Below are 24,924 nucleotides of genomic sequence, written 5' to 3' on the forward strand. Positions count from 1 at the left end.
TTTGCTAAAAAGACGGTAAAAAAAGCCTAAAAAACTTAATAATGCCCAAAACAGCTAATTGGGGCTTGCTCAATAAATCTAAAAACCTTGTTGGGTAAGACTTTTAGACTTTTTGGAAACCAAAAAGTACCAGCTCTGGGAGTGATCGGGTGGAAAATTCAGGTACTTTTTCCCTGAAAATTAGGTAATTGACCAGATGAAAATCGCTAAAACCCTACACCCTACACCCCACACCCCACACCCTGCCCCCACCGAAAAACTTTTTGCCGCAAACCCTGATTATGTCCCTCGTTGGCTCTCTGGTTAGTTAAAGAAAAATCTCGGCTAATCCGATAATACCTGCTGGTAAATCCTGCTAGGGGGGGTTTATCTGTTAAAATTTCTTGTCGTCGTCAAGTGAAGCGGGAAGAGTATGCGAATTCTATTTGTGGGTGCCGAGGCCGCTCCAATTGCCAAAGTTGGGGGAATGGGGGACGTAATTGGGGCATTACCGAAAGTCTTGCGTCAGCTAGGTCATGATGTGCGGATTTTTCTACCTTACTACGGTTTTCTTCAGGAAAAAATGGACATCCCTTCCGAACCCATTTGGTCAGGATTCGCCATGTTTCAGGATTTTTCAGTCTATGAAACGGTTTTACCCGATACAGATATTCCTCTCTACCTCTTTGGTCATCTAGCTTTCTCTGGACGCAGTATCTACGGAGGCGAAGATGAGGCCTGGCGATTTACCCTTTTTGCCAATGGTGCGGCGGAATTCGCCTGGAATTACTGGAAACCACAAGTTATTCACTGTCATGATTGGCATACGGGCATGATTCCCGTCTGGATGCACCAAGACCCCGATATTAGTACCGTTTTTACGATCCATAATCTCGCCTACCAGGGTCCTTGGCGCGAAGCATTAGAAAAAATGACTTGGTGTCCTTGGTATATGCAGGGCGATAATACCATGGCCGCGGCGGTTCAATTTGCCAATCGCGTCACGACTGTCTCTCCCACCTATGCCCGTCAAATACAGACCCCCATTTATGGCGAAAATTTAGAGGGATTATTGTCCTATATTTCCGGCAATCTGGTGGGGATTGTCAACGGCATCGATACGGAGGTGTATAACCCGGCTAAAGATGTTTATCTTAAGCAGAATTTTACCCCAGAAACCATCGAAAAACGTCTGGCTAATAAAATTGCCCTGCAAGAAGAAGTGGGGCTACAGGTCAGCAGAAATGCCTTTGTCATGGGGATGGTGACGCGTTTGGTAGAACAAAAAGGTATTGATCTAGTGATGCAAATTTTAGATCGCTTTCTCACCTATACTGATGCTCAATTGATTATTTTAGGTACAGGCGATCGCTATTATGAAACCCAACTATGGGAGATGACTTCCCGTTTCCGGGGGCGAATGTCCCTGCATCTTCTCTATAGTGATGCCCTTTCCCGTCGCATCTATGGGGGGGCCGATGCTTTGTTAATGCCTTCCCGTTTTGAACCCTGCGGCATCTCCCAATTAATGGCCATGCGTTACGGTTGTATTCCCATGGTACGCCGCACCGGTGGTTTAGTCGATACGGTATCTTTCCACGACCCAATTCAGGAAAGAGGAACAGGATTTAGTTTCGATCGCTATGAACCTTTAGACCTGTTTACCTGTATGATCCGGACTTGGGAAAGTTTCCGTTATAAACAGGATTGGCAAAAACTACAGCAACGGGCAATGACTCAAGATTTTAGTTGGTATAAATCCGCTTTGGAATATCTCAAAATCTACAAACAAATCACCGGACAATCCGATCAATTATCCGATGAAGAAAAAGATAAATTTGTCGCCCTGACTAGCAGTTAAATCCTCCTTGATTAGGGGTGAAGATATATCACCCCTACTCCGGTAGAAATTAATCGGTAATGGCGTTGAGAAGAACTTCCGCTAGGGTCATATCTTCCATATCATCGATAGTAATTGTGTCAACAATATCGAATTTGGCCCCCGCCGATTCTAGTTGATCGTCTAAAGCTTTGAGAAATTCTGTTGCTTGTCGATCATGGCCTACTTGAATCAGAGAAATGGCTAATTCTTCATCCCTATCGAGTTTTCGAGAAGCTTCGATAATTTGACGCATCACCGCTTTGCGATCATCTGGTTCTCCGTCGGTAATCACCAGAATAGTTTCTCCGTTGGGTTTAGTTTTGCCGGCAGTTTTGCGCTGAAAATAATTATTGAGGGCATCTTGGAGAACAGCTGCTAGGTCTGTCCTCCCCATGGGTTCATTTTCTTGATAAATTTGTGTCACCTTATCGGAAGTAACATTATCATAGCGTCGGAAACGTCCGGAAAAAAGATAGATAGTGATGCCGTCGGGATCGAATTCCTCGCACTTTCTAGCCAAGGCGAGGGTGGATTCTTGGGCAATTTGCCAACGGGTTTTCTCGCTGGGTTTATCAGCAGTGGACATACTGCCACTTTTGTCAATAATCAGAGTATAATCTCTGTTTTCTACCATAGGGGCTATACCTCCAAGCAATTTGCGCTCGTCCTAGTCTAATAATTATTAAACTCTAGGATGGAAACTCTACCTCGATCGACTAGGGTTTTTTAACTATTGGGGGAAGGAGACAGCGTAATCAACAGCAGAAACTATCGCCAGAAAACCAGTCGGGCTAAAATGAAAAAAGTATGAAAATTATTTCTTAACCTGATACTGTTAAATTAGCCGATGAGTGATAGTAAATCGATCGCCTCAACCGAGAAAAAGCCAGATCATCCACCTTCTTGGAGTTTTTGGACGGTGTTTAGTTCCACCTTCCTAACCATATTTTTTGCTGAAATCGGCGATAAAACTCAATTAGCCACCCTTTTGATCAGCGCCGAATCCCAATCCCCCTGGGTGGTTTTTGCCGGGGCAGCCAGCGCTTTAATCGCTACCAGTCTCCTCGGTGTCCTGATCGGTTATTGGATTGCGCGTCGTCTTTCCCCCAAAACCTTAGATATCGGTGTCGCTATTCTTCTCCTTTTGATCACTGGTTTACTCATCGGCGATATTCTCTAAGCAATCAGTGATCAGTGTGACTGTTTACTGTTTACTGTTCACTGTTCACTGTTCACTGAAAAAAGCTTCCCATCTCCCTAGAATTTATGAATTGGCAATTATTCGGACTGACATTTATCACGGTTTTTTTGGCAGAAATAGGCGATAAAAGTCAATTAGTAGCGATCGCTCTCGGTGGCAGTTCCAAATCACCCAAAGCTGTCTTTTTTGGCTCAATTACCGCCTTAATCTGCACCAGTTTCTTAGGAGTCCTGGCGGGGGGCAGTATGGCGCAGTTATTCCCCGCTAAGATATTAAAAGCGATAGCGGCCATTGGTTTTGCTCTGCTTGCTGTCCGGCTGCTTTGGCCAGATTCGGATTGATAATTGGGTTGGGCTGAATATTACTGGAAGCCTTACTAGAAAACGGTTTTGGCACTTTTTCCAGGCACGCGAGGCCATTCTGTTATTATAAACCTCTGGCCTAATTAATTTTTGAGGGTTCAAAAACGTCAAAAATAAGGATTAAATCGCATAAAATCTGTAAATAGATCATTTAATTGATTATTATTCATTCTTAATTCTCCTGACTACTGACTACTGGCTACTGGCTCCTAACCCTAACAACAATTTTTGATTTTTACAAGAGGTCTTATGACTTCCCCAACCGACGACCGGCGACCGACTCCTGATAGCTAAAAAACTGAGGCAAATTCCAGAAAAATAATTAATTTTTTGGAAAAAAGTAGCTAAACTTACAAAAAATATCCAAAAAGTAGCGAAAATCACAAAAAATCTGCTAACCTAGCCGTAATATCACACAGATATTTGTAGAAAGATTCCCGAAAATCTCCTCAGCAAAAACGTCCGTGTGAAGTAGCTAATATTGTCAGCGAGGTTAGTTCAAGATCATCATGTCAAATTTAGGACGACGTAAATTTCTCCTGTACGGTTCTGCCACTTTGGGAACCAGTATTCTGTTAAAAGCTTGTGGTGGACAAAACCAAACCCCCACGGCTAGTCCTAGCCCAGCTGCTAGTCCCGCCCCGGCTTCTGGAGAGACGATTAAGGTGGGTATTCTGCACTCCCTCAGTGGCACCATGGCCATCAGTGAAACCAGCGTAGTTGATGCGGAAAAACTGGCGATCGAGGAAATCAATGCCGCCGGTGGTGTTCTTGGTAAAAAGATCGAGGCAGTGGTGGAAGATGGCGCTTCCGATTGGCCAACTTTTGCCGAAAAAGCCACCAAACTGATCGATCAGGACAAAGTTGCGACTGTTTTCGGTTGTTGGACTTCCGCCAGTCGTAAGGCGGTTTTGCCCGTGTTTGAAGCCAAAAACCATATGCTCTGGTATCCTGTCCAGTACGAGGGTCAAGAGTGTTCTAGAAATATCTTCTACACTGGGGCTGCACCTAACCAACAGATCGAGCCGGCAGTGACTTGGTTGCTGGAAAATAAAGGGAAAAAATTCTTCCTCGTCGGTTCCGACTACGTTTTTCCCCGCACTGCCAACACGATCATTAAAGAGCAGTTAAAGGCGAAAGGCGGCGAAACCGTGGGCGAAGACTACCTACCCCTAGGTAACACGGAAGTTACCCCGATTATCACCAAAATTAAGCAAGCTTTACCCGATGGCGGCGTTATTTTCAACACCCTCAACGGTGACAGTAACGTGGCTTTCTTTAAACAACTGCAAGCGGCCGGTTTAACTCCCGATAAATATCCGGTCATGTCGGTGAGTGTTGCCGAGGAAGAAGTTAAACAAATCGGTAAGGAATATCTCCTCGGTCAATACGCTTGTTGGAACTATTTCCAAACCGTAGATACCCCCGCTAACAAGAAATTTGTTGCGGCTTTTCGAGCTAAATATGGTGAGGATCGCGTCACTAACGACCCCATGGAAGCGGCCTATATTATGGTCTATCTCTGGAAGCAAGCGGTGGAACAAGCGGCAACCGCCGATGATCTCGACAAAGTTCGCGCCGCCGCCGTAGGACAAAAATTCGATGCTCCCGAAGGACCGGTGGAAATGTTCCCCAATCATCATATCTCCAAAACCGTCCGCATTGGTCAGGTGAGAGATGATGGTCTATTTGACATCGTTTGGTCAACTCCGGGGGTAGTGGATCCGCAACCTTGGAACCAATTTGTCCCCGAAACTAAGGGCTTTGCCTGTGACTGGACGGATCCGGCCAAGGGCGGTAAATTCAAAATGGAAAAATCCTAGTTTTAGGAATTTTTCCAGACAGTAACGAGAGTGAGGTGGGCATTACTGCTCACCCCACTTTTTAAAGCTTAAAGATGCAGGGGAATAACGAAAAGTGTCAGCATTATTGGAAGGATTGTTTAATGGTATTAGCATCGGTTCTGTGCTATTGCTGGCCGCTTTAGGACTAGCGATTGTTTTCGGACTGATGGGGGTAATTAATCTCGCTCACGGTGAGTTAATGATGTTAGGGGCTTATACTACTTTTGTGGTGCAGAATATCTTTAAAGGTTTTGAAGATATTTATATTTTAAATGTCTTTCAAGCTTTCCGTATTTCTCTCTTTGATACTTATGTTTTATTCGCCCTACCGATCGCTTTTTTAGTGTCGGGATTGGCGGGATTATTATTAGAAAGGGGGGTGATTAGGTTCCTCTATGGCAGACCCCTAGAAACGCTGCTGGCCACTTGGGGAGTCAGCTTAATTCTGCAGCAATTTGTCAGAAGTGTCAACGGGTTATTAGTAATTAGTTTAATAGTTTTCTGTCTGTTATTTTTTGGGGCGATGACGGTGTTAAGTCGTCGCCTAGATTGGGAGAGAATTCGCAATTTAGCTATTGGTATCACCCTGCCTTTATCCCTAGCTATCGCTGGATTATTAGGCTATCTTTTATCTTTTAATCCGGTTCTCGCTCGACCCTGGTTTAGTGCCAGAAACGTCGATGTCACGGCTCCTGCTTGGTTACGGGGAGGTTTACCTTTACCCGGTTTTCAAATGCCCTACACCCGTCTATTTATTATCATTTTAACTGCCCTTTGTTTGTTAGGGACTTATTGGTTTTTAAATAAATCTTCTTGGGGTTTACGCATTCGTGCCGTCACCCAAAATCGCCAGATGAGTGCCTGTTTAGGCATTCCGACAAATCAAGTGGATGCTTTGACTTTTGCCCTCGGTTCGGGATTAGCTGGAGTTGCCGGTTGTGCGATTAGTTTTTTGGGTTCCGTCGGTCCAAACGTGGGACAAAATTATATCGTTGATACCTTCATGGTAGTGGTGGTGGGGGGAGTGGGTAATCTCCTGGGAACTATTATCGCGGCTATGGCGATCGGTGTGGCTAATTATTTAATTGGTTCGGGAACTTTTGCTCTGATTTTTGGTTCTGTAGAAGCCCTAAAACCCCTAACGGATTTCTTCACCTTTTTCTCCACCACTAGCATGGCAAAAGTGATGATTTTTGCTTTAATTATTGCTTTCTTGCAATTCAAACCTGCGGGAATTTTTCCTCCTAAAGGACGTACTGCCGAGTTATAGATTATGATTACCGAAACCATCACTAGAAACGAATCCCGACAACGGGAAAAGAAAAAGTTAATCACGGAAATCGCTGTTATTGTTGGATTGGTGGTCATCTTTGCGGTGTTACTGCCCTTAGCTTTGTCGGCTTTCCGTTTGCGTTTATTGGGGCGATTTCTTTCCCTCGCTATTGTCGCTTTGGGGATAGATTTAATCTGGGGTTATACGGGTTTATTAAGTCTTGGTCATGGCATCTTTTTTGCCCTCGGTGGTTACGCTCTTGCCATGTACCTAAATCTTCAGTTACCCCCCGGACAAATGCCCGAATTTTTTACTCTCTACGGGGTGACAGAATTACCTTTTATTTGGCAACCTTTTTATTCCCTACCTTTGACAATTCTAGCCCTAATTATCGTACCAGCGATCGTGGCAGGATTATTGGGTTATTTAATCTTCCGCAACCGCATTAAAGGGGTTTATTTCTCGATTTTGACCCAAGCGGCTTTACTGGTATTTTTTAACTTTTTTAACGGTCAACAAAAGTTAATTAACGGCACTAATGGCTTAAAAACCGATACCCAAACAATTTTCGGGTTACTGGTGGGTTCCGATGCCGTTCAAGTGGCCTTTTATTTACTCACAATTGTCTGTTTACTGGCTATTTATCTCCTCTGTCGTTGGTTAACTACCGGCAGATTTGGGCGCTTGTTAGTCGCCATTCGCGATGATGAGGTGCGTGTCCGTTTTTCCGGTTATGATCCTACTTGGTTTAAGGTGTTAGTTTTTGCCATTTCTGGGGCGATTGCTGGTGTTGCCGGCGCTCTTTATACGGTGCAAACGGGAATTATCACTCCTAACTCTATGGATGTGGCTTTTTCCATTGAAATGGTGATTTGGGTGGCTGTGGGGGGACGTGCTACCCTTGTGGGGGCAGTTATCGGTACTTTATTAGTACGCCTGGCCCAAACTTTTTTAAGCGAACAATTTCCGGAAGTCTGGGTATTTTTCCAAGGGGCCCTATTCCTAATTGTGGTGACAGTGCTTCCCGATGGTCTTCTCGGTGGGATTAAACGTTTGCTGACTCATTTTGGTTTCCGCAAAACTTTAATTACCTATCCTAGTATTGAGGAAGCTCCGGAAGTGCAACTGGAAAAAGAAGAATTAGAGCATAAGTGACCTTATTCTGTTAGTATTCTCCGAGTCAGGAGTGGGTCGTCAGGAGTGGGTCATCAGGAGTCAGGAGATTATTTTTATTTATTCTTCCCACACCCCACACCCTACACCCTGCTCCCCACTCCCCAATTCATAATTCATAATTCATAATTACCAATTCCCTCTTAGAAATTATGACTGGAAAAATCTTAGAAATCGAGAATCTTACCGTTAGTTTTGGGGGTTTTAAAGCTCTCAATAATCTTAATTTCAGTATGGATACGGGAGAATTGCGGGTGATTATCGGTCCCAATGGTGCGGGAAAAACCACTTTTTTAGATGTAATTACGGGGAAAGTGCAACCCACCATCGGACGGGTATTATTTAAAGGTCGAGATCTCCGCAAAATTCCTGAATATGCGATCGCTCGTTTAGGTATTGGTCGCAAATTCCAAACTCCTAGGGTATATTTAAATCTAACTGTCCGAGAAAATCTCGATTTAGTTAGTAATCGCAATAAAAATGTTTTCTCAACTCTTTTCGGTCGTCCTCCGCTAGAAGATAGCAGAAAAGTTATTGGTTTATTGGAAACTATCGGGTTAACTGCTAAAGCTGATTTATCCGCTTCTTTACTTTCCCACGGCGAAAAACAACGCTTAGAAATTGGCCAATTAGTGGCCCAGTCACCAGATTTACTGCTAGTAGATGAACCCGTAGCAGGATTAACCGATGAGGAAACGGAAAACGTGGGTAATTTGTTATTAAATCTAGCGGAAAGTCATTCGATTATTGTCATTGAACACGATATGGAATTCGTCCGTCAAATTGCCCGCAAAGTCACGGTTTTACACCAAGGAACTGTTCTCTGTGAGGGGAATATGGAGCAAATTCAAAATGATCCGAAAGTTATTGAAGTTTATCTAGGTTCCTCGGAAGAATAAAAAGTCAAAGGATTAAAATTAGTTAAAAAGGGTTGACAATGTTACACATATCTGATCTCAATGTTTACTACGGAGAAAGTCATATTTTAAGAGATGTTGACCTTAACATTAATGCGGGAGAAATGGTCTGTTTAATTGGACGTAATGGCGTGGGTAAAACTACCCTATTAAAAACCTTGATGGGTATCTTAAAACCGCGAGCGGGAACAATTAATTATGAGCAAGAAAACCTGATTAATAAAACCTCAGATCAAAGAGCCAGATTAGGACTGGGTTATGTGCCGCAGGGTAGGGATATTATTCCCCGTTTAACGGTAAAAGAGAATTTAATTCTCGGTTTGGAAGCTTTACCCACAAAAAGAAAAAATGCCACAATTCCCGAAGAAATCTTCGATTTGTTTCCCGTTTTAAAAACCATGTTATCGCGGATGGGAGGAGATTTAAGCGGTGGACAACAACAGCAATTAGCCATCGCTCGCGCTTTAGTGGGGGAACCAAAATTATTAATTTTAGATGAACCCACGGAAGGAATTCAACCGTCAATTATTCTCGAAATTGAAGCAGCGGTGCGGCGTATTGTTGCCAGTAAAGGAATCGCCGTTTTATTAGTAGAACAACACCTGCATTTTGTCCGCCAAGCTGATCGATATTACGCCATGCAGAAAGGGGGAATTGTTGCTTCCGGTTTCACGAGCGAATTAAGTCAAGAAGTCATTCAGCGATTTTTGGCGGTTTAAACTTAACTTTTTCCTTGATAAGTAGGTGGGCGTTAAAAATTATCAGACACCCCCCTTATCAAGCTGTCCTTTAGTCACATCTTTCTTAACATTTCAAACCTTTGTAGCACAAGGCTTTCAAGACTCGGTTAACAATTTGTAATATTCCTTGTTGACACCCTTACTGACAAAGAAAAAACTGAAATCAAGTCAGGATAAGGGTTGGAGTGCTTACTGCAAAAATTGTTAAGAAAGATCCGACTAATGGATAGCCTTATCAAGGGGGGATTAAGGGGGGATCAAAGACAAAATCTATCTTCAATTTAATTATAACCACTTACTTATATGACTCAAATAGTCGTAATTGGTGGCGGGGCAGCGGGATTTTTTGGCGCAATTAAAGCGGCAGAATCTAACCCCAAAGCTGGCGTTACTATCCTAGAAGCGGCAAAAGAACCTCTGGCGAAAGTGCGGATTTCGGGAGGGGGACGCTGTAATGTCACCCATCATTGTTTTGATGTTTCCCAATTGGTTAATTATTATCCTCGCGGTGGCAAAGCACTACGGGGAGCTTTTAGTCGTTTTCAACCCCAAGATACTATTAAATGGTTTGAATTGCGGGGGGTAAAACTCAAAACAGAAGCGGATGGGCGAATGTTTCCCAGCACCGATAATTCTGAAACTATTGTTAATTGTCTGCGGGAAAGTGCGACTTTTGCTGGGGTTAATTTAAGGCTAAATTCCCCAGTTAAATCGGTAAAAAAACAGGAAGAAAGTTTTTTGATTGAATTAAAAAGAGATGAGCAAATTAGGGCAGATAAGCTTTTAATTGCTACGGGAAGTAGTCCTTTTGGTTATCGCACCGCTCAAGATTTAGGTCATTCTTTAGTCTCTCCTGTCCCTTCTTTATTTACCTTTCAAATTGCCGATGCTCGTCTGAAAGATTTGTTAGGGGTTGCTGTGGATAAAGTGCGAGTTCGTCTTGGGGGAAGTAAATTAGAACAAATCGGACCCTTATTAATTACCCATTGGGGAGTTAGTGGACCGGCTATTTTAAAACTTTCTGCTTGGGGAGCGCGGGTGCTTCACGAGCAGCATTACCGAATGCCTTTAATAATTAATTGGTTAGGGGATTATCATCCTGAAAAATTGCGAGAAATTATCTTACAAACTAAAAGTGAATATCCCAAAAGAAAACTTTTTAATTATTGTCCCTTTGAACAGTTACCTAAGCGTCTTTGGCAGAGTTTATTAAGTTACTTGACTGTTAACTCGGAAACTCCCTGGGCAGAATTATCTAAAAATACTCTCAATCGATTAATGATTGAATTACAGCAAGGGGAATATCAAATCAAAGGAAAAGGGGTGTTTAAGGAGGAATTTGTCACCGCTGGGGGAGTGAATCTTCAGGAAGTGGATTTTAAAACTATGGAAAGTAAAATCTGTCCGGGGTTATATTTTGCCGGGGAGGTACTAGATATCGATGCAGTTACGGGGGGATTTAATTTTCAAAGCGCTTGGACCACTGGTTATCTCGCCGGACAAGCTATGGGTAATAGATAGCAGTATTGCTGGTGTATTAGGCTGCCCCAATACACCCGACGGCAATTAAACTGCGAGAAAATCTCATTTTAACTGATAGTTGATAACCGATTCCTTGATGCTGTTATTCCCAAATTGGACCGGCTGCAATGATTTCTTGGGAGGCAGTGGTAAATTGACGGAAATTTTCCACGAAACGATGGGCTAATTCTCGCGCCTGTAGGTCGTAGGATTCGCCATCTTGCCATGCTTGTCGCGGGTCGAGGATTTTTTTGGGAACTCCGGGGACAATTTCGGGGACGAGAACTTGAAAGATGGGATGAGGATGGAAAACGACTTCCTCTAAATCGCCATTTAAAGCGGCGGAAACCATAGCGCGGGTGTGTTTGATCGAAATGCGATCGCCGACTCCGTAGGGACCGCCAGACCAACCGGTATTAATCAGATAAACCGAGGTTTCGGGGTGTTGTTCTAAACGTTGCCCTAACATTTGGGCATAGACCAGGGGTGAGAGAGGGAAGAAACATTGACCGAAACAACTGGAAAAAGTCACCTGTGGGGCGGTGATTCCCCGTTCCGTTCCCGCTAATTTGCTAGTATAGCCGGAGAGGAAATGATACATCGCTTGGTTCGTGGTTAATTTGGCGATTGGTGGCAGTACCCCAAAAGCATCGGCAGTTAAGAAGATAATCGTTTTCGGGTGGGTTCCCATGCCAGATACGGCACAATTAGGGATATAACGCAGGGGATAGGCGGCGCGGGTGTTTTCGGTCAAACGTCCATCATCATAGTCGGGAAGGCGATTATCGGGGGAAAGGATCACGTTTTCGAGAATAGTGCCAAATTGAATCGCCGCCCAGATTTGGGGTTCGTATTCGGCACTTAAACGGATGGTTTTAGCATAACAACCGCCTTCAAAGTTAAAAATGCCGTCTTCTGACCAACCGTGTTCATCATCACCGATGAGGCTGCGTTTAGGATCGGCGGAAAGGGTGGTTTTACCCGTACCGGAGAGACCGAAAAAGAGGGCCGTATGACCGTGTTTATCCATGTTAGCGGCACCGTGCATCGGTAAAACCCCTTGTTTGGTCATCAGGTAGTTCATCATCGAGAAGACGGATTTTTTGATTTCGCCAGCGTAGCGAGTGCCACCGATGAGAACGATTTTTTTTGCCAGGTTGAGGACGATAAAGGCTTCGCTGTTCAGGTCGTCATCTTCGGGATCTCCCTGTAACCCCGGCAGGGCAATCACGGTAAAATCAGTTTCATGGGCGGCTAGTTCGATCGCACTGGGCCGGAGGAATAACTGATGGGCAAAGAGGTTATGGTAGGCGATTTCGGTGACAACGCGCACGCCAAAGCGACAATTAGGATCGGACCCGACGTAACCATCGAAGATATATAGGTCTTTTCCCTGTACATAGGCGAGGACTTTTCGGTATAACTGCTGGAATTTTTCCTCGCTAATCGGGGCGTTATGCTGATTCCAGTCGATTTCCTTTTCGCTGGTGGTTTCTTTGACAATGAATTTATCTTTGGGGGAACGACCGGTATATTTACCTGTTTCCACCACTAAAGCCCCATTATCGGCTAAAACGCCCTCATGATGTTCGATCGCCTGTTCGACTAATTGCGGTACGGAAAGATTGCGATAAACGCGACCGAGATTTTTCATGCCTAGGTTTTCGAGGCCGTAGGTGGGATGAATTTGATTTTCTAATTCGCAGTGGAAATTGACATTCTCCATGCGATCGGACAAGGAACAAGAGATACTATCATTGGTCAGCGTGTGTAGAGTCGGCATAACCCAAATTCTCCTGATAATTTAGTTGTCGGTTTAGAGGTAAATTCTAGGTCTCTGATTAGTGCAGTTATAGGAACTAGAAAACCCTCGTTCTCTGTCTTTTTCACTCCCAGACACCTAAGAAGCTATATTGATTAGTTTATCTGACGATATTTCCCTGATTAATCTGGTCTCTCGCTGTCGGTAAAGCCAACTTTAGAGCGGAATTGAGGCTTATTTGCGTATTTACCCTTCATCTCCCAGTCAGGGTTTGTACCTTTTCTCTCTTGCCGATCTAACTGCTTTTTCTAGCTATTTTTAGTCTAGCTGTACAATGGGATGCAGACGATGTTTTTTTTACAAAAGTTAACAGCTACACAAAATTGGTCAGCTAATCTAGAAGTTATCTTAATTGTCAGGTAGGAAGTCTCTGGTTTTGGGGAACGTCAGAACAATAGCTGGTTGTCTAGAGATGATGACAATGATCCTAAACGTGGTCAAATCGATTTCGCCGCTAATAAAAAAAGTCGATTGACACAGGAACCAGTTAGCGGCCAAAATTGACCCTATTAGCCGTTGGCAAGCTCTAGAATTGATTGTGTAAGTAGTCGGACATAAATTCTGTTGTCTATCTTAAGAAATGTAAATTGCCGCAATTCTTACTGACGACCGACTCCTGACGACCGACTCCTTACCCCACAGTTAACTTTACTTTTGTCCAACTACTTAACAGGTTAATTAAGTCTAGCTCGATCTCGAAAAAAAACAACTAATATTGACATCCTCACCGCCGTAAACGGACGGTGATTCCCAAACCTCACGATTTAGGTTTCTGCTTCTTTCCCGAAGGATTTTTCGCACCTGCCTTAACAGATTTACTCTGTTCTGGTCATCAGGTCGCTCTACAGACTGACACCGCAAGCCCTGCGGCCAAAATATTTTTACTGGCGTTAATATCTCGGTCATGGTGAGTCCCACAGTCTGGACAGTCCCATTCTCGAACATTTAACGGCATTTTCAAGGGCAATATACCCGCAATTACTACACCTTTTAGAACTAGGAAACCATCTATCTATTTCGATGTAATTTCTCCCATACCAACGGCATTTATAGGCTAATTGTCGGGTGATTTCTCCCCAGCTTACATCAGATATTGCCTGAGATAATTTCGGGTTTTTGACCATATTCTTGACGGCTAAATTCTCAACCACAATCGTTTGGTTTTCACGAACTAATTGAGTGGTTAGCTTATGTAGATGGTCTTTTCTACTATCGGTGATTTGAGCGTGAATCTTGGCTACTTTTATTCTTGCTTTTTCCCGATTTTTTGAGCCTTTCTGTTTTCGAGAAAGATTTTTTTGCGCTTTTCGCAGTCTCCGATAATGCTTTTTAAAATGCTTAGGATTAGATACTTTGTCACCATCGCTGGTAATCACGAGGCTACTAATTCCTAAGTCAATTCCAATGGCTTTATCTGTTACTGGTAATGGCTTAATCGTTGGGTCATCAAATCTAATTGAAATATGCCAACGTCCTGATGGATGTAATCTGACTGTTACTGTGCTTGGCTCACAGCTTTCTGGGATTTGTCTTGACCATCGAACAGGTAAAGGTTCTGTGCATTTGGCTAAATAGATTTGTTTGTCTTTAAATTTAAAAGCAGACTTAGTAAATTCGGCACTTCCTCCTTGATGTTTTTTCTTAAAGTTAGGATACTTAGTACGACCAGCAAAGAAATTAGTGAAAGCTGTTTGTAAATGTCTTAACCCTTGTTGTAAAGGTACACAGCTTACTTCATTGAGAAAGTCTAATTCTTCTTGCTTTTTCCAATCGGTTAGCATTGAAGAAGTTTGAGCGTAGCCTACTCTTTCTTGCTTTTCGTACCAAGCTTGTGTTCGTTCGTGGAGAGCTTTGTTGTAAACTAATCTTACACAGCCCAATGTGCGCCGCAATAGCGACTCTTGTTTTGGTGTGGGGTAAAATCGGTAAGAATAGGCTTTTTCCATGTCTCACATTTTAGCATATATCGTGTAAATGTGCTAATATTTGACGGTAAAGCCGTCGTAGAACGACGGGGTTTCAGACCCAAAATTTTCGATGATCATCGCAGGAGAAAGAAGCGGAGTCGGTAAAACGACGATTACTCTGGCAATCTTGGCCTATTTAATCAGTCGTGGCGATCGAGTGCAATCTTTTAAAGTCGGGCCCGATTATATCGATCCCATGTTCCATACTCATTTTACCGGTCGCCCCTGTCGCAATCTCGATCCGGTTTTAACTTCTGAAGACTATGTAAAAACCTGTTTTGCCCAACATTGTCAAAATGTCGATTATGCTCTGATTGAAGGGGTAATGGGGCTATTTGATGGTATTCAATTAAGCGATACTCAATTTCCCGATTATGCCAGTACCGCCCATATTGCCCGTATTTTAGGGCTTCCTCTGCTGTTAGTTATCGATTGTAGTCGTTTATCTACCTCTGTCGCCGCTATTGTCCGCGGTTATCAATCTTTAGACAAAAATCTTCATCTAGCCGGAGTTATCCTCAATCGGGTTGGCAGCGATCGCCACCTGCAATTACTGCAAACCGCCCTAGAATCTATCAATATGCCGATTGTCGGGGTTTTGCGTCGTCAAGATTCCCTGACAATTCCCGATCGCCATCTAGGATTAGTTCCTAGGGATGAACTAGGAGAAATCAGGGAACTGCAAGATCAACTGGCCTCTATTGCCCAAAACTGCTTTAATTGGGACATTCTCTTGCCTTTACTGACTATTTCTCCCCAAGAGAACCCGAAAAATCCCCCAGGAGTAAATAAGCTTTTTCCCCCTATCCGTATCGGTATTGCCAGAGATAAGGCTTTTAACTTTTATTACCCCGATAATCTCGATATTTTAGCCAATTTAGGCGCGGAATTAATCTTTTGGAGTCCCCTGCAAGGAGCAAATTTGCCCGAAAACCTGCAAGGATTGTACTTTGGTGGCGGTTTTCCCGAAATCTTTGCCCCGGAATTAGCCGCTAACACCCCCGTCTTAACTCAGGTGAGAAAAGCGATCACATCTGGAATGCCCACCTACGCCGAATGTGGCGGATTAATGTATTTATGTGACAAAATAGTTGATTTTGAGCAAAAAAATCATTTTATGTTGCAAATAATCCCACAATCTGCTATAATGTCTCCGAAGTTAACCCTAGGTTATCGACAAGCCATCGCCCAACAGGAGACGATCCTGCTCAAAGCAGGTCAACCAGTGCGCGGGCATGAATTCCATCGCTCCCAATTAAGCGGGGTGAGCGACGCACCGATTTATCAACTGCAAGCATTCCCCAAAAGTGACATCAATGGCGAAGGGTGGCAAGGTAAGAATCTGCACGCTTCCTATCTCCACCTACATTTTGGGGCTAATCTGGGCCTGCCGAAAAAATTTTTAGCTGCCGGCCTTGATTTTTTCCGAACAGCTGCGTTAAGCTGATTACAGATAAATTTGATAATCAATCCGTTCAGGGATACAGGAGGTGATGTCGATGGTAGAAAGTAGTAAAAGCATGGGTCTCCTAATCGACAATAGCCGGCTGTGCGCCGGGGCTGTTCTCTAGACCCCCACGTCTAAACAAGATTTAGACTAGCTGGAGTTCCTTCCGGCAGTCTGGTGTCGATTCCGATGACCCGCTACACCGCCCTTACCGAGCAATTGGTGAGGGCGGATAGTTTTTCAGGGTTTCTCGTCATCTCTTCACTTTAACTCTACGGGCGCAAACTAACCCAGCGCCGCTTCTGGTTGGGGGACACCGTTTTAACGCCTGTCACCGAGATAATATCATTGGCCAAATTGTCCGCCATCATGGGAATTAATCGATTTATATTATTTCTATAAGCTTTTGTCCAGAATTCGGAGAGTTTCTCTCGCGCCTCCTCATTGACGTAGATAGTTTTATCTGGCGTAATCAATACCATTGCCACGTGACCGGAGTTTTCCGTGATGGCAAAGACAAACTGATCCCGGTCGGACTTGAGGCCTTTGTACCAGTAGTCTAGGTGTTCTTCTAATTCGTATTCATAAAGAGCGCGTTCCATCTTGCCATCTTCTAGCAAGGCTTTACGCAGTGTATTGGCTATCTTTCTTTTTTTCATGGTTTTGTCTCTGTTTTTATCGGCGTTAAGTTTTGCCCATTAGACATCACTCCATATTAAGAGTGCCACTACAGAAATCATCAATTAACCTGACGACAACTCAGTTCAGTCGTCGTTATCAAAATTACAGAACCTTGCCCGACTCGTCTAAATGAGGCTGTTATTTGAGCTTAAGTCTTCTCTCTGTAAGGATTTTAACCTACTTTAGTTTTTGTTTAAGTACCGTTAGGATCAACAGGGTGGCCACTTTGTCAACCGGTCAAGGGAAAAAATGAGATCGCATCTTTCCCTAAGCAATCAAATCGTGTATAATGGCAGAAGAATAGTAAGGCTATATGCGTGATCAAACTGTGTAGTCAACCTATAAGGTGTGAGGAAAAAACCATCATGTTAAGAATGTTCTGGAAATCATTGCTGGTTAGCCCAGCGATTTTAGGGGCTACCCTAGTAGCTTCCGCTAATGCTAGTAGCTTCGATCCCGTCAAATCTACCAGTGTTTCTACCGAATTTAACAATCTAGAAATCGCTCAAGTTCAGAACACCGGTGCAGGAACTGGCGAACTACTCAATCAGATCGAACAGTACGGTAACGAAGGACAGTCCGTACCCGTGGAAGGCAATACCATCGATCAAGTCACCAGCGTTAACCAACTGCGGGATGTTTCCCCCACCGCCTGGGCCTATGAAGCCCTAAGAAGCCTTGTGGAGCGCTATGGTTGTATTGTTGGTTATCCCGATCGCACCTTCCGGGGTGACCGAGCTTTAACCCGTTGGGAGTTTGCGGCTGGTTTAAACGCTTGCTTAAACGTGATGGAACGTTTAATTCAAGATGGTGTCAACGTCCTCAAGGAAGACTTAGACGCTCTCAAGCGCTTGATGGACGAGTTCCAAGCTGAATTAGCAGCCTTGGGAGCTAGAGTTGATAACTTAGAAAGCCGGGTGTCTTTCCTAGAAAATAATCAATTCTCCACCACCACCAAATTAGCTGGGGAAGTCATCTTCGCTGTCACCGATACGGTTGGTGCTGGTAGCCCCGCATCCCAGGCCGCCATGCAATACCGCGCTCGTTTAGTTTTAAACACGAGCTTCACCGGTCAGGACGTACTGAAAACTCGTTTAGCGGCGGGTAGTGCCACTCCCTTCGGATTTGATTACAAATCGACCACCACACTACAAAATGGTGATCCCGCTTCCGTCAGATTCGATAATCTGCAAAGCCCTTCCCTATTCCAAACTTGGACCGCTGCGGGTAACGGTAGCGATGTGGTTCTTGACTGGTTGGCCTACTACACCCCGATTGACTTAGGTTATTTTGGTCGCTTCAATACCTATGTTGCCGCTTGGGGCGGTATTTGGAATGACTTCGTTCCCACCACTAATCCCTTCTTTGAAGACTTCGACGGTGGTAATGGTGCGCTATCTACCTTCGCTTCTGAAAACCCCATCTATCGTATCGGTGGTGGTTCTGGGGCTGGTGTTAGCCTACAGTTAGGCTTCCTCCAAAGCATTGTCGGTCCGACCTCCCTATCCTTGGGTTACTTAGCCGGTGGTGGTGGCTCTAGTTCTGCGGCCAATCCTAACCCGGGTAATGGTCTCTTTAACGGAGATTACGCCGCTTTAGCACAGATTAACGCTAACCTCTTTAACTTCCTCAACGTCGGCTTCACCTACGTTAATGCCTACCAAGGTGCCGATACCGCCATCTTCGGTAACGGTGGTTCCTTCGGTGTGACGGGAAGTTCCGCCGCTAACCTTTCCCAAACTCAGTTAAATACCCTGCTCAACGTCAACGGCAACCCTCCTGGAGACGTAACCCTACAGGATGAAGTCGGTTTCTTCAACTTCGGAGCCAAAGTATCCAATAGCTACGGTTTAACCGGTGCGGTAGATATTGGTTTCGCCAGCTTGAGTGCCTTCGGTTCCTACTCCACCGTGCGCTTACTCGGTCTCGGTGATGCGGAAGTGTGGACCTACGGTGCTGGTATTGCCTTCCCCGACTTAGGTAAAGAAGGAAATATCTTAGGTCTGTTTGCTGGTGCGCAGCCCTACATTGGTCACTTAAGCTTCCGGGAAATGGGTCTGAAAGTATCTAACATTGTTCCCTACCACGTTGAATTGTTCTACAAGTACCAAGTCACCGACAATATTTCTATCACCCCTGGTGTCATCTGGATTTCTGCACCTGAACAGTTCAAAGGCACTGGTAACGAGTGGATTGGCACCCTTCGCGGAACCTTTACCTTCTAGGATTTCCTAAATTAAACCCGAAACCCCACCCATGGTGGGGTTTTGTTTTAGGCAAATAAGGGACTTCCAGAGAATAAAATACCCAACAAAAAAATAGAAAAGTGTTTTTTTGAAAAAGTAATTATTTTTGTCTAGGAAAACAAAGAGTCTTCCATTACAACCTATTTTTCCGAAAAAATAGGCAGCATAAACTTTTATACTTCCGAGCTTTTTCGAGTATAAAAAGGACAAGTTAAAGAATCAAAGACAGTTTTTAGCCAACCATCTTAGTTAAATACAAACCAGGTCTTATCATAATAGATATCAATAAACCATTGGCCCAAATTGGGAAAGTCTTGATTCGTTAATTCTGGGAGACGTTCGATTTTTTCTTCAATTTTTTCCCTGGCTTTTTTAGCAAGCTTTACTCCTTTTTGTAAATTTCAGTAATCAACTTAACAATCGGGTGTTTTCCTTTTCAAGTCATAGTTTGGGCGAATTTCAAGGCTGTTTCGATTTCATCTAAAATACTCCCATTCCAAGGGTTTTCTAGCCCAATTCTAAGACTGTTTGTGCCATGAATCTTCTTTTAGTTGCATCTTTTAATTGAAGTGCAGTTTCACTGAGCAATTTCTTGAGGGAATCAGTTAATTCCATATACACTTAAAAGGAAAAACTTGATTAATAATGTACAGGATTAATTCTACTACAAAATCGGGAAGGAGGGGGCAATCATCGACCCCTCCCTCTCACACTCCGAGAATGAATAGTTTATTTTTTGGAAGTCCCTTAACTGGTTACTTTTGACTTGATTGCGGGCCGATTTGGGGCAAATGCAAAGCCGGATCCTGCGCTGTCCAACCGACGGGAGTATCTAAGCGCACCTCAAAATGAAGATGGGGGGGAATAATATCTGGTTGTCCGGTGGTGCCAACCGCACCGATAACGTCTCCTGCTCGTACCCTTTGGTCAATTTTAACTGTAACCCTGCTTAAATGGGCATAACGGGTCTGCCGGCGACCTAAATGATTAATTACTACCAAATTACCATAGGCCCCTTCCTGACCCACATAAATCACTAGACCATCCTCGGATGCTAGAACAGGAGTACCAATTGGGGCGAGAAGATCAACACCACTATGAAAGAGATTTTTCTGTTCCGTGGGGCTTTTTTGCCAACCGTAGGCTAATCCGACAGTGCTGGCCAAGGGTAAGGGATAAGAACTTAATCCAGTATAATCCGATCGCTTGCTGGCGGCGGACCAATTGGTGCCGGGGATAAAAACTATTGTCGGCCGGCGACCACAACCGTTAAGCTCAAAGAGTATATCTGCACGAATACCATAGGCTGCTTCTAAATCGCGCCAAGTGGAACCCTTGGGTGCTTCGATGCGAATGCCATTCATCGGGGGAATAAAGATTTCTTTCCCGACGGGGGCCAGACCATTTTTGAGAATAGTCGGATTGAGTTTAATTATCGTTGCGGGGATGAGAGCGTATTTTTCGGCGATGGAGGCGATCGTTTCTCCCGCTTGGATTTTATGGCGTTGTAACCTTGATAAAATCGGTAGGGGACAAACATTATCGGATCCTTGGGCAAAAATTAATTTTTGATTTAAGCCCAAAAAACCTAGACAAAAAAACAAAATTGTGCTGGTCAAACTTAGCCAACTTTTCTCACTTCTGATTCTCCGACCCATGACCATAAAAAAAGCGATTTCTTAATTACAAAACCCGGAGAATACTAGGAATACTGTCAATAGCTTCTAAAGACTCTATGGCTGCTAAAGCGTTGCGGAAATTGCCCTCGCGTACATCGTGGGTGACAACGACAATTTCGGCTAAATCACCCCTAATACCAATTTGTACCACGGATTCTAGACTAACCCCATGGTCGCCGAAAGCCATACCTAAATGACCGATTACCCCCGGCACATCGCGACAGAGAAAACGAGCATAAAAACGGGTCGATAAATCCTCCATGGGGGCGATTTGACAATAATGCTGGTGAACACAGCTTAAAAGCGGGTCAAGTTCCTTGGTTTTGCCACTACTTTTTAAAATTCCGACGATATTCATCACATCCGATACTACTGCACTGGCCGTCGGTCCGCCACCCGCACCCGGTCCATAAAACATCACTTGTCCCAAGGGTTCCCCCTCGACCAGAATAGCGTTATAGACTCCGTTAGCATTAGCGAGGGGATGGATTTTCGGTACTAGGGTCGGATGAACCCGCAACTCTAGAGTATCGGAATCTTCCTTAACCGTATCTTTTGCGATCGCTAATAATTTAATCACAAATCCCAGTCTATCAGCGTAGGCGATATCGACGGCGCTAACTTGCCGGATACCTTCACAGTAAACATCTTCCCGTTTTACCCGACCTCCAAAACCCAGAGAGGCTAAAATAGCGATTTTATCGGCTGCATCGAATCCATCCACGTCCGCAGTGGGATCCGCTTCCGCATAGCCTAATTCCTGAGCTTTGGCCAGAACTTCGCTAAAATCTGCCCCTTTTTGGCTCATTTCCGTGAGAATATAGTTAGTTGTGCCGTTGACAATTCCCATGATGCTGCTGATGCGATTAGCGCCGAGGGATTGTTTCAAGGGTTTAATGACGGGAATGCCACCACCCACGGCCGCTTCTAGGAGGACATAAACCCCCTTTTCGTTAGCTTTGGCGTAGATTTCATCGCCAAAACGGGCAATAACCGCTTTATTTGCCGTAACAACGTGCTTTCCCGATGCGATTGCTTGGAGAATTAAAGAGCGTGCTGGTTCCAAACCCCCCAATAATTCGACAATAATATCAATTTCGGGGTCAGTAACGATCGATTCTAGGTCAGTGGTCAACAGTTGGGGAGAAAGCTCGATTTCTCTCGGTTTATCTAGGGATCTAACTCCCACTCGTCCAATGGTAATCTCTTTGAGTACGGGATGACGACCAAAAGGATCGAGGAGGATTTTCGCTGTTCCCGTCCCCACAACCCCGAAACCGAGTAAACCAATCTTAAAGGTCACGCTTTTATCTCCTGCTAGTCCGACGCAAAAAATACTAATAGTTAAGCCGTCGCCATTGTCGATTCTATCATTACAGGGTCTTTGTCTGTGGGGTTTTCTTTTGCTTCCCTGACACCACTAACACAACTCAAATGGTGGGAGTTAGCCAATTTTCAGACCGCGAATCGCATAATCTAATAATTCGATAGGATGAATAACGGGTGTATCTTTTCCCTGTAATTGTAGATGTTTTTTAATTTGTAGGGAACAACCCGGATTAGGAGAAGCAATCACCGCAGCCCCAGTATTTAATAAATTGCGTACTTTCTGCTGACCTAATTCATCGGCAGTATCTGGCTGTAGCATATTATAAACTCCGGCACTGCCACAACACAAAGCCGCATCGATAGGTTCTTTTAAGTTAATATTGGGGATTTTTTGCAATAATTGACGTGGCTGCACCGAGATTTTTTGTCCGTGTAAAAGATGACAGGCATCTTGATAAACTAGGGTTAATTCTGTCTCGGTAATCGGCGATAAATCAGCATTTAATCCCACTGCTGCCAAAAATTCTTGAGCGTCGCGTACTTTAGCCACAAACTCCTTAGCCTTATCTTTATATTCAGGATCGTCGGCTAAAATATGATGATATTCCTTGAGAGTATGACCACAACCCGCCGCATTGATAATAATATAATCAACCTCGGTTTCTGCAAAACTATCAATCATTTGTCTGGCCAAACTTTGTGCTTGTTTTTCCTGTCCTTGGTGTGCGGGTAAAGCGGCACAACAACCCTGGGTTTTTGGGATAACCACTTCACAACCATTGGCAGTTAAAACCCGCACTGTCGCTTCATTTACCGGCGAGAAAAAGAGTCTCTGCACACAACCTAAAACCACCCCTACCCGATAGCGTTTTTCAGTTTGGGAAGGAATAACATCGGCATAGTTTTTAAACAGAGAGGTTAGGGTAATTTTTGGTAGAATTGATTCCATGGCCGCTAGACGGGGAAAGAGCATTTTTAAGAGACCAGATTTCCTGACTAGGGTTTGTAATCCTAGGGTTTGATATAACCAGAGGAAAGGTAAAAATAATTTGAGACGGACGGGATAGGGAAAGAGATTAAAAATCAGAAAACGAATAATTTTATCTTTAAAACTGCGGGGTTGATTGCGTTCCACTTGCGGACGAACTGCGGCGATTAATTGATCGTATTGTACTCCCGATGGACAAGTACTAACACAGGCTAAACAACCTAAACAAGTATCAAAATGTTGGCTAGTGGTTTCGTCTAAAACTGCTTCTCCTTTGTTGATGGCATTCATCAGATAAATTCTACCCCGGGGGGAGTCCATTTCTTTGCCAATAACTCGATAACTGGGACAGGTAGAAAGACAAAAACCACAGTGAACACAACTATCGATTAATTCTTGAGCGGGGGGATTTTTGGGGTCAAATCCTTGATTTTTTTGGTCGATTAATTCTTGAAAGTTAACGGAATGTTCGGAGGTTTGCATAATTTTTAATTAGATTTTGTTAAGAAAGCGTTCAGGACTAAAAATACCGTGAGGATCGAATTTAGTTTTTAGGGTTTTCATCATGGTAATTGCGTTACCTGTATAACCCCAAGGTTCAATTTTTTCTTTTAGGGATGGGGGTGCGGTTAACACCGTTAAATAACCGTGATTGGCACTGCATAAAGAGCGAATTTTGTCAAGATTTTCCTCCGATTTTAAGATAACTTTACCCACGCCGCTACTAATATTAATCGAGGCTAGTCCGTTAATTTGGTCGATCACTAGATCTAAATTGCTAGGTAATAATCCTATTTTGCCGAAAAAAATGCCCTCTTGATCATAATTATCGATTGTTTTTCGGTATCTTTGCCCTAGAGAAACTTCTTCCTCATCCCGATAATAATTAGTCTGACAATCTAACTGTTGCCCTAAATAACTCACCTGTTGCGATTGTTCGCTAATACTTTCGGGAATGCTTTGAAAACGCAGCAGTAAAGCGACTTTTTCCTCTAATCCTAGTGCTTGCGTCATCCCTGGGTTTAAACATTCAGCCACAGTGGGAGTTAAGGCCGATTGCCGAATAACTTGACTCAATTTGCTAATATTTTCGCTATTTCCAGTGATGATCAGGGTTTCTGAGTTAGCGGTTTCGGGATACAGTCGTAGGGTAATTTGATCGATAATCCCTAAAGTGCCGTAGGAACCCGTAAATAGCTTCATCATGTCGTATCCCGCCACATTTTTGACCACACGCCCTCCAGCTTTAGCAATCTCGCCATCGTGACGGATAAAGGAGAATCCTAGGATCAGATCCCGGACTCCACCGTATCTTTGCCGCCATGTTCCCGCATCGGCCGTGGCCATAATACCGCCAATCGTGGCATTATGGGCATAACTGGGATCAAGAGGAAGAAATTGACCGCTAGGAGCCAAAAAAGCCTGTAAATCTGCTATTTTAAGCCCAGATTCCACGGTTATAGTTAAATCTCCCCTAGCGTGGTCAATAATCCGGTTGAGATTTTGGGTACTGACTAAAATATCGGGCGACTCGACTAACCCACCCCAATCTAATTTACTGCCTTGACCGTAGGCCAGTAAAGACAGACGATTTTCGTTGGTAAAACGCACCAGAGAGGCTAAAGCGGCCGTATTAGCGGGATAGACTATAATTTCAGGACTTTTGCCCCTAATTGCCCTTGATAATCTTTCTTGTTCCTCTTTTGGCACTTGTGGCCAGGCAATAACCGTCGTGTCGGGGGGTAAAATAGAAGTTATCTGAACAGCAATCGCAGTCATATTTGAGAAAAGAATTGAGGAGTGAGGAGTCAGGACTTACCGGCCGATAATGGCGAAGAATGGGGGTAATGCCGGGGCTAATCAGTAATTTTCA

At 44.0% G+C, this 24,924-nt stretch carries 18 protein-coding genes and 2 pseudogenes; 11 read left to right on the forward strand and 9 right to left on the reverse strand.

The annotated features are described in order from the left end of the window. Nucleotides 1-412: 412 nt before the first annotated feature. Nucleotides 413-1,840: a glycogen synthase GlgA gene (gene glgA / locus ACQY1Y_RS07490; RefSeq protein WP_002741723.1), complete on the forward strand. Its 1,428-nt coding sequence runs from the start codon at nucleotides 413-415 to the stop codon at nucleotides 1,838-1,840. A gap of 49 nt (nucleotides 1,841-1,889) precedes the next feature. On the opposite strand, the gene ACQY1Y_RS07495 is transcribed toward glgA, so the two are convergent. Next, entirely contained in the window at nucleotides 1,890-2,495 is a 606-nt protein-coding gene (locus tag ACQY1Y_RS07495; RefSeq protein ID WP_002800734.1) for a vWA domain-containing protein, read from the reverse strand. Between the two features lie 213 nt (nucleotides 2,496-2,708). On the opposite strand from ACQY1Y_RS07495, the gene ACQY1Y_RS07500 reads away from it, so the two are divergent. The 8 genes from ACQY1Y_RS07500 (at nucleotide 2,709) to ACQY1Y_RS07535 (ending at nucleotide 10,892) form a co-directional block, all read left to right on the forward strand. Next, nucleotides 2,709-3,041, forward strand: a complete 333-nt coding sequence (locus ACQY1Y_RS07500) for a TMEM165/GDT1 family protein (RefSeq protein WP_002741725.1) — start codon at nucleotides 2,709-2,711, stop codon at nucleotides 3,039-3,041. A gap of 86 nt (nucleotides 3,042-3,127) precedes the next feature. Then, entirely contained in the window at nucleotides 3,128-3,403 is a 276-nt protein-coding gene (locus tag ACQY1Y_RS07505) for a TMEM165/GDT1 family protein (RefSeq protein ID WP_002732425.1), read from the forward strand. Nucleotides 3,404-3,933: 530 nt separating this feature from the next. Continuing rightward, the gene (urtA, locus tag ACQY1Y_RS07510; RefSeq protein WP_430014289.1) at nucleotides 3,934-5,247 is read left to right on the forward strand and encodes an urea ABC transporter substrate-binding protein; all 1,314 of its coding nucleotides are present in this window, start codon (nucleotides 3,934-3,936) and stop codon (nucleotides 5,245-5,247) included. A gap of 94 nt (nucleotides 5,248-5,341) precedes the next feature. After that, on the forward strand, nucleotides 5,342-6,538 hold the full coding sequence (locus ACQY1Y_RS07515) for an ABC transporter permease subunit (RefSeq protein WP_002731945.1): 1,197 nt from the start codon (nucleotides 5,342-5,344) through the stop codon (nucleotides 6,536-6,538). A 3-nt stretch (nucleotides 6,539-6,541) separates the two neighbouring features. Next, a complete protein-coding gene (urtC, locus tag ACQY1Y_RS07520) occupies nucleotides 6,542-7,696 on the forward strand; it encodes an urea ABC transporter permease subunit UrtC (protein ID WP_409880297.1) in 1,155 nt (384 codons plus the stop codon). A gap of 170 nt (nucleotides 7,697-7,866) precedes the next feature. Continuing rightward, complete coding sequence (gene urtD / locus ACQY1Y_RS07525; RefSeq protein WP_002732385.1) at nucleotides 7,867-8,613, forward strand: urea ABC transporter ATP-binding protein UrtD; 747 nt, start codon at nucleotides 7,867-7,869, stop codon at nucleotides 8,611-8,613. 38 nt (nucleotides 8,614-8,651) lie between these two features. Then, nucleotides 8,652-9,350, forward strand: coding sequence for an urea ABC transporter ATP-binding subunit UrtE (urtE, locus tag ACQY1Y_RS07530; RefSeq protein ID WP_002732163.1), 699 nt, complete (start codon nucleotides 8,652-8,654; stop codon nucleotides 9,348-9,350). Nucleotides 9,351-9,674: 324 nt separating this feature from the next. Beyond that, nucleotides 9,675-10,892, forward strand: coding sequence for an NAD(P)/FAD-dependent oxidoreductase (locus ACQY1Y_RS07535; RefSeq protein ID WP_002731705.1), 1,218 nt, complete (start codon nucleotides 9,675-9,677; stop codon nucleotides 10,890-10,892). A 103-nt stretch (nucleotides 10,893-10,995) separates the two neighbouring features. On the opposite strand, the gene pckA is transcribed toward ACQY1Y_RS07535, so the two are convergent. Together pckA and ACQY1Y_RS07545 are read right to left on the reverse strand one after the other, a co-directional pair. Beyond that, nucleotides 10,996-12,675, reverse strand: a complete 1,680-nt coding sequence (gene pckA / locus ACQY1Y_RS07540) for a phosphoenolpyruvate carboxykinase (ATP) (RefSeq protein WP_430014290.1) — start codon at nucleotides 12,673-12,675, stop codon at nucleotides 10,996-10,998. A gap of 796 nt (nucleotides 12,676-13,471) precedes the next feature. Further along, a pseudogene (locus tag ACQY1Y_RS07545) lies at nucleotides 13,472-14,660 on the reverse strand (RNA-guided endonuclease InsQ/TnpB family protein). A gap of 91 nt (nucleotides 14,661-14,751) precedes the next feature. On the opposite strand from ACQY1Y_RS07545, the gene ACQY1Y_RS07550 reads away from it, so the two are divergent. After that, nucleotides 14,752-16,128, forward strand: coding sequence for a cobyrinate a,c-diamide synthase (locus ACQY1Y_RS07550; RefSeq protein WP_016517152.1), 1,377 nt, complete (start codon nucleotides 14,752-14,754; stop codon nucleotides 16,126-16,128). Nucleotides 16,129-16,400: 272 nt separating this feature from the next. On the opposite strand, the gene ACQY1Y_RS07555 is transcribed toward ACQY1Y_RS07550, so the two are convergent. Then, nucleotides 16,401-16,787 carry a hypothetical protein gene (locus tag ACQY1Y_RS07555; protein WP_016517153.1) on the reverse strand — a complete coding sequence of 129 codons (387 nt, stop codon included), beginning with the start codon at nucleotides 16,785-16,787 and terminating at the stop codon, nucleotides 16,401-16,403. A 387-nt stretch (nucleotides 16,788-17,174) separates the two neighbouring features. Here ACQY1Y_RS07555 and ACQY1Y_RS07560 point away from each other — a divergent pair, with 387 nt between their 5' ends. Beyond that, nucleotides 17,175-19,034, forward strand: a complete 1,860-nt coding sequence (locus tag ACQY1Y_RS07560) for an iron uptake porin (protein ID WP_016517154.1) — start codon at nucleotides 17,175-17,177, stop codon at nucleotides 19,032-19,034. Nucleotides 19,035-19,300: 266 nt separating this feature from the next. Here ACQY1Y_RS07560 and ACQY1Y_RS07565 read toward each other — a convergent pair. The 5 genes and pseudogenes from ACQY1Y_RS07565 to ACQY1Y_RS07585 all read right to left on the reverse strand — a co-directional run. Next, a pseudogene (locus tag ACQY1Y_RS07565) lies at nucleotides 19,301-19,566 on the reverse strand (ISAzo13-like element transposase-related protein); the annotation flags it as partial. A 244-nt stretch (nucleotides 19,567-19,810) separates the two neighbouring features. Further along, nucleotides 19,811-20,719 carry a LysM peptidoglycan-binding domain-containing M23 family metallopeptidase gene (locus ACQY1Y_RS07570; protein ID WP_430014291.1) on the reverse strand — a complete coding sequence of 303 codons (909 nt, stop codon included), beginning with the start codon at nucleotides 20,717-20,719 and terminating at the stop codon, nucleotides 19,811-19,813. A 19-nt stretch (nucleotides 20,720-20,738) separates the two neighbouring features. Further along, nucleotides 20,739-22,037, reverse strand: a complete 1,299-nt coding sequence (locus tag ACQY1Y_RS07575; RefSeq protein ID WP_430014292.1) for a homoserine dehydrogenase — start codon at nucleotides 22,035-22,037, stop codon at nucleotides 20,739-20,741. Between the two features lie 141 nt (nucleotides 22,038-22,178). Continuing rightward, the gene (locus ACQY1Y_RS07580; protein ID WP_430014293.1) at nucleotides 22,179-23,534 is read right to left on the reverse strand and encodes a (Fe-S)-binding protein; all 1,356 of its coding nucleotides are present in this window, start codon (nucleotides 23,532-23,534) and stop codon (nucleotides 22,179-22,181) included. A gap of 9 nt (nucleotides 23,535-23,543) precedes the next feature. Beyond that, nucleotides 23,544-24,830 carry an FAD-binding oxidoreductase gene (locus tag ACQY1Y_RS07585; protein ID WP_430014294.1) on the reverse strand — a complete coding sequence of 429 codons (1,287 nt, stop codon included), beginning with the start codon at nucleotides 24,828-24,830 and terminating at the stop codon, nucleotides 23,544-23,546. Between the last annotated feature and the right edge of the window lie 94 nt (nucleotides 24,831-24,924).

The sequence above is a fragment of the Microcystis ichthyoblabe FBCC-A1114 genome (assembly GCF_050500245.1).
Taxonomy (GTDB): Bacteria; Cyanobacteriota; Cyanobacteriia; order Cyanobacteriales; family Microcystaceae; genus Microcystis; species Microcystis ichthyoblabe_A.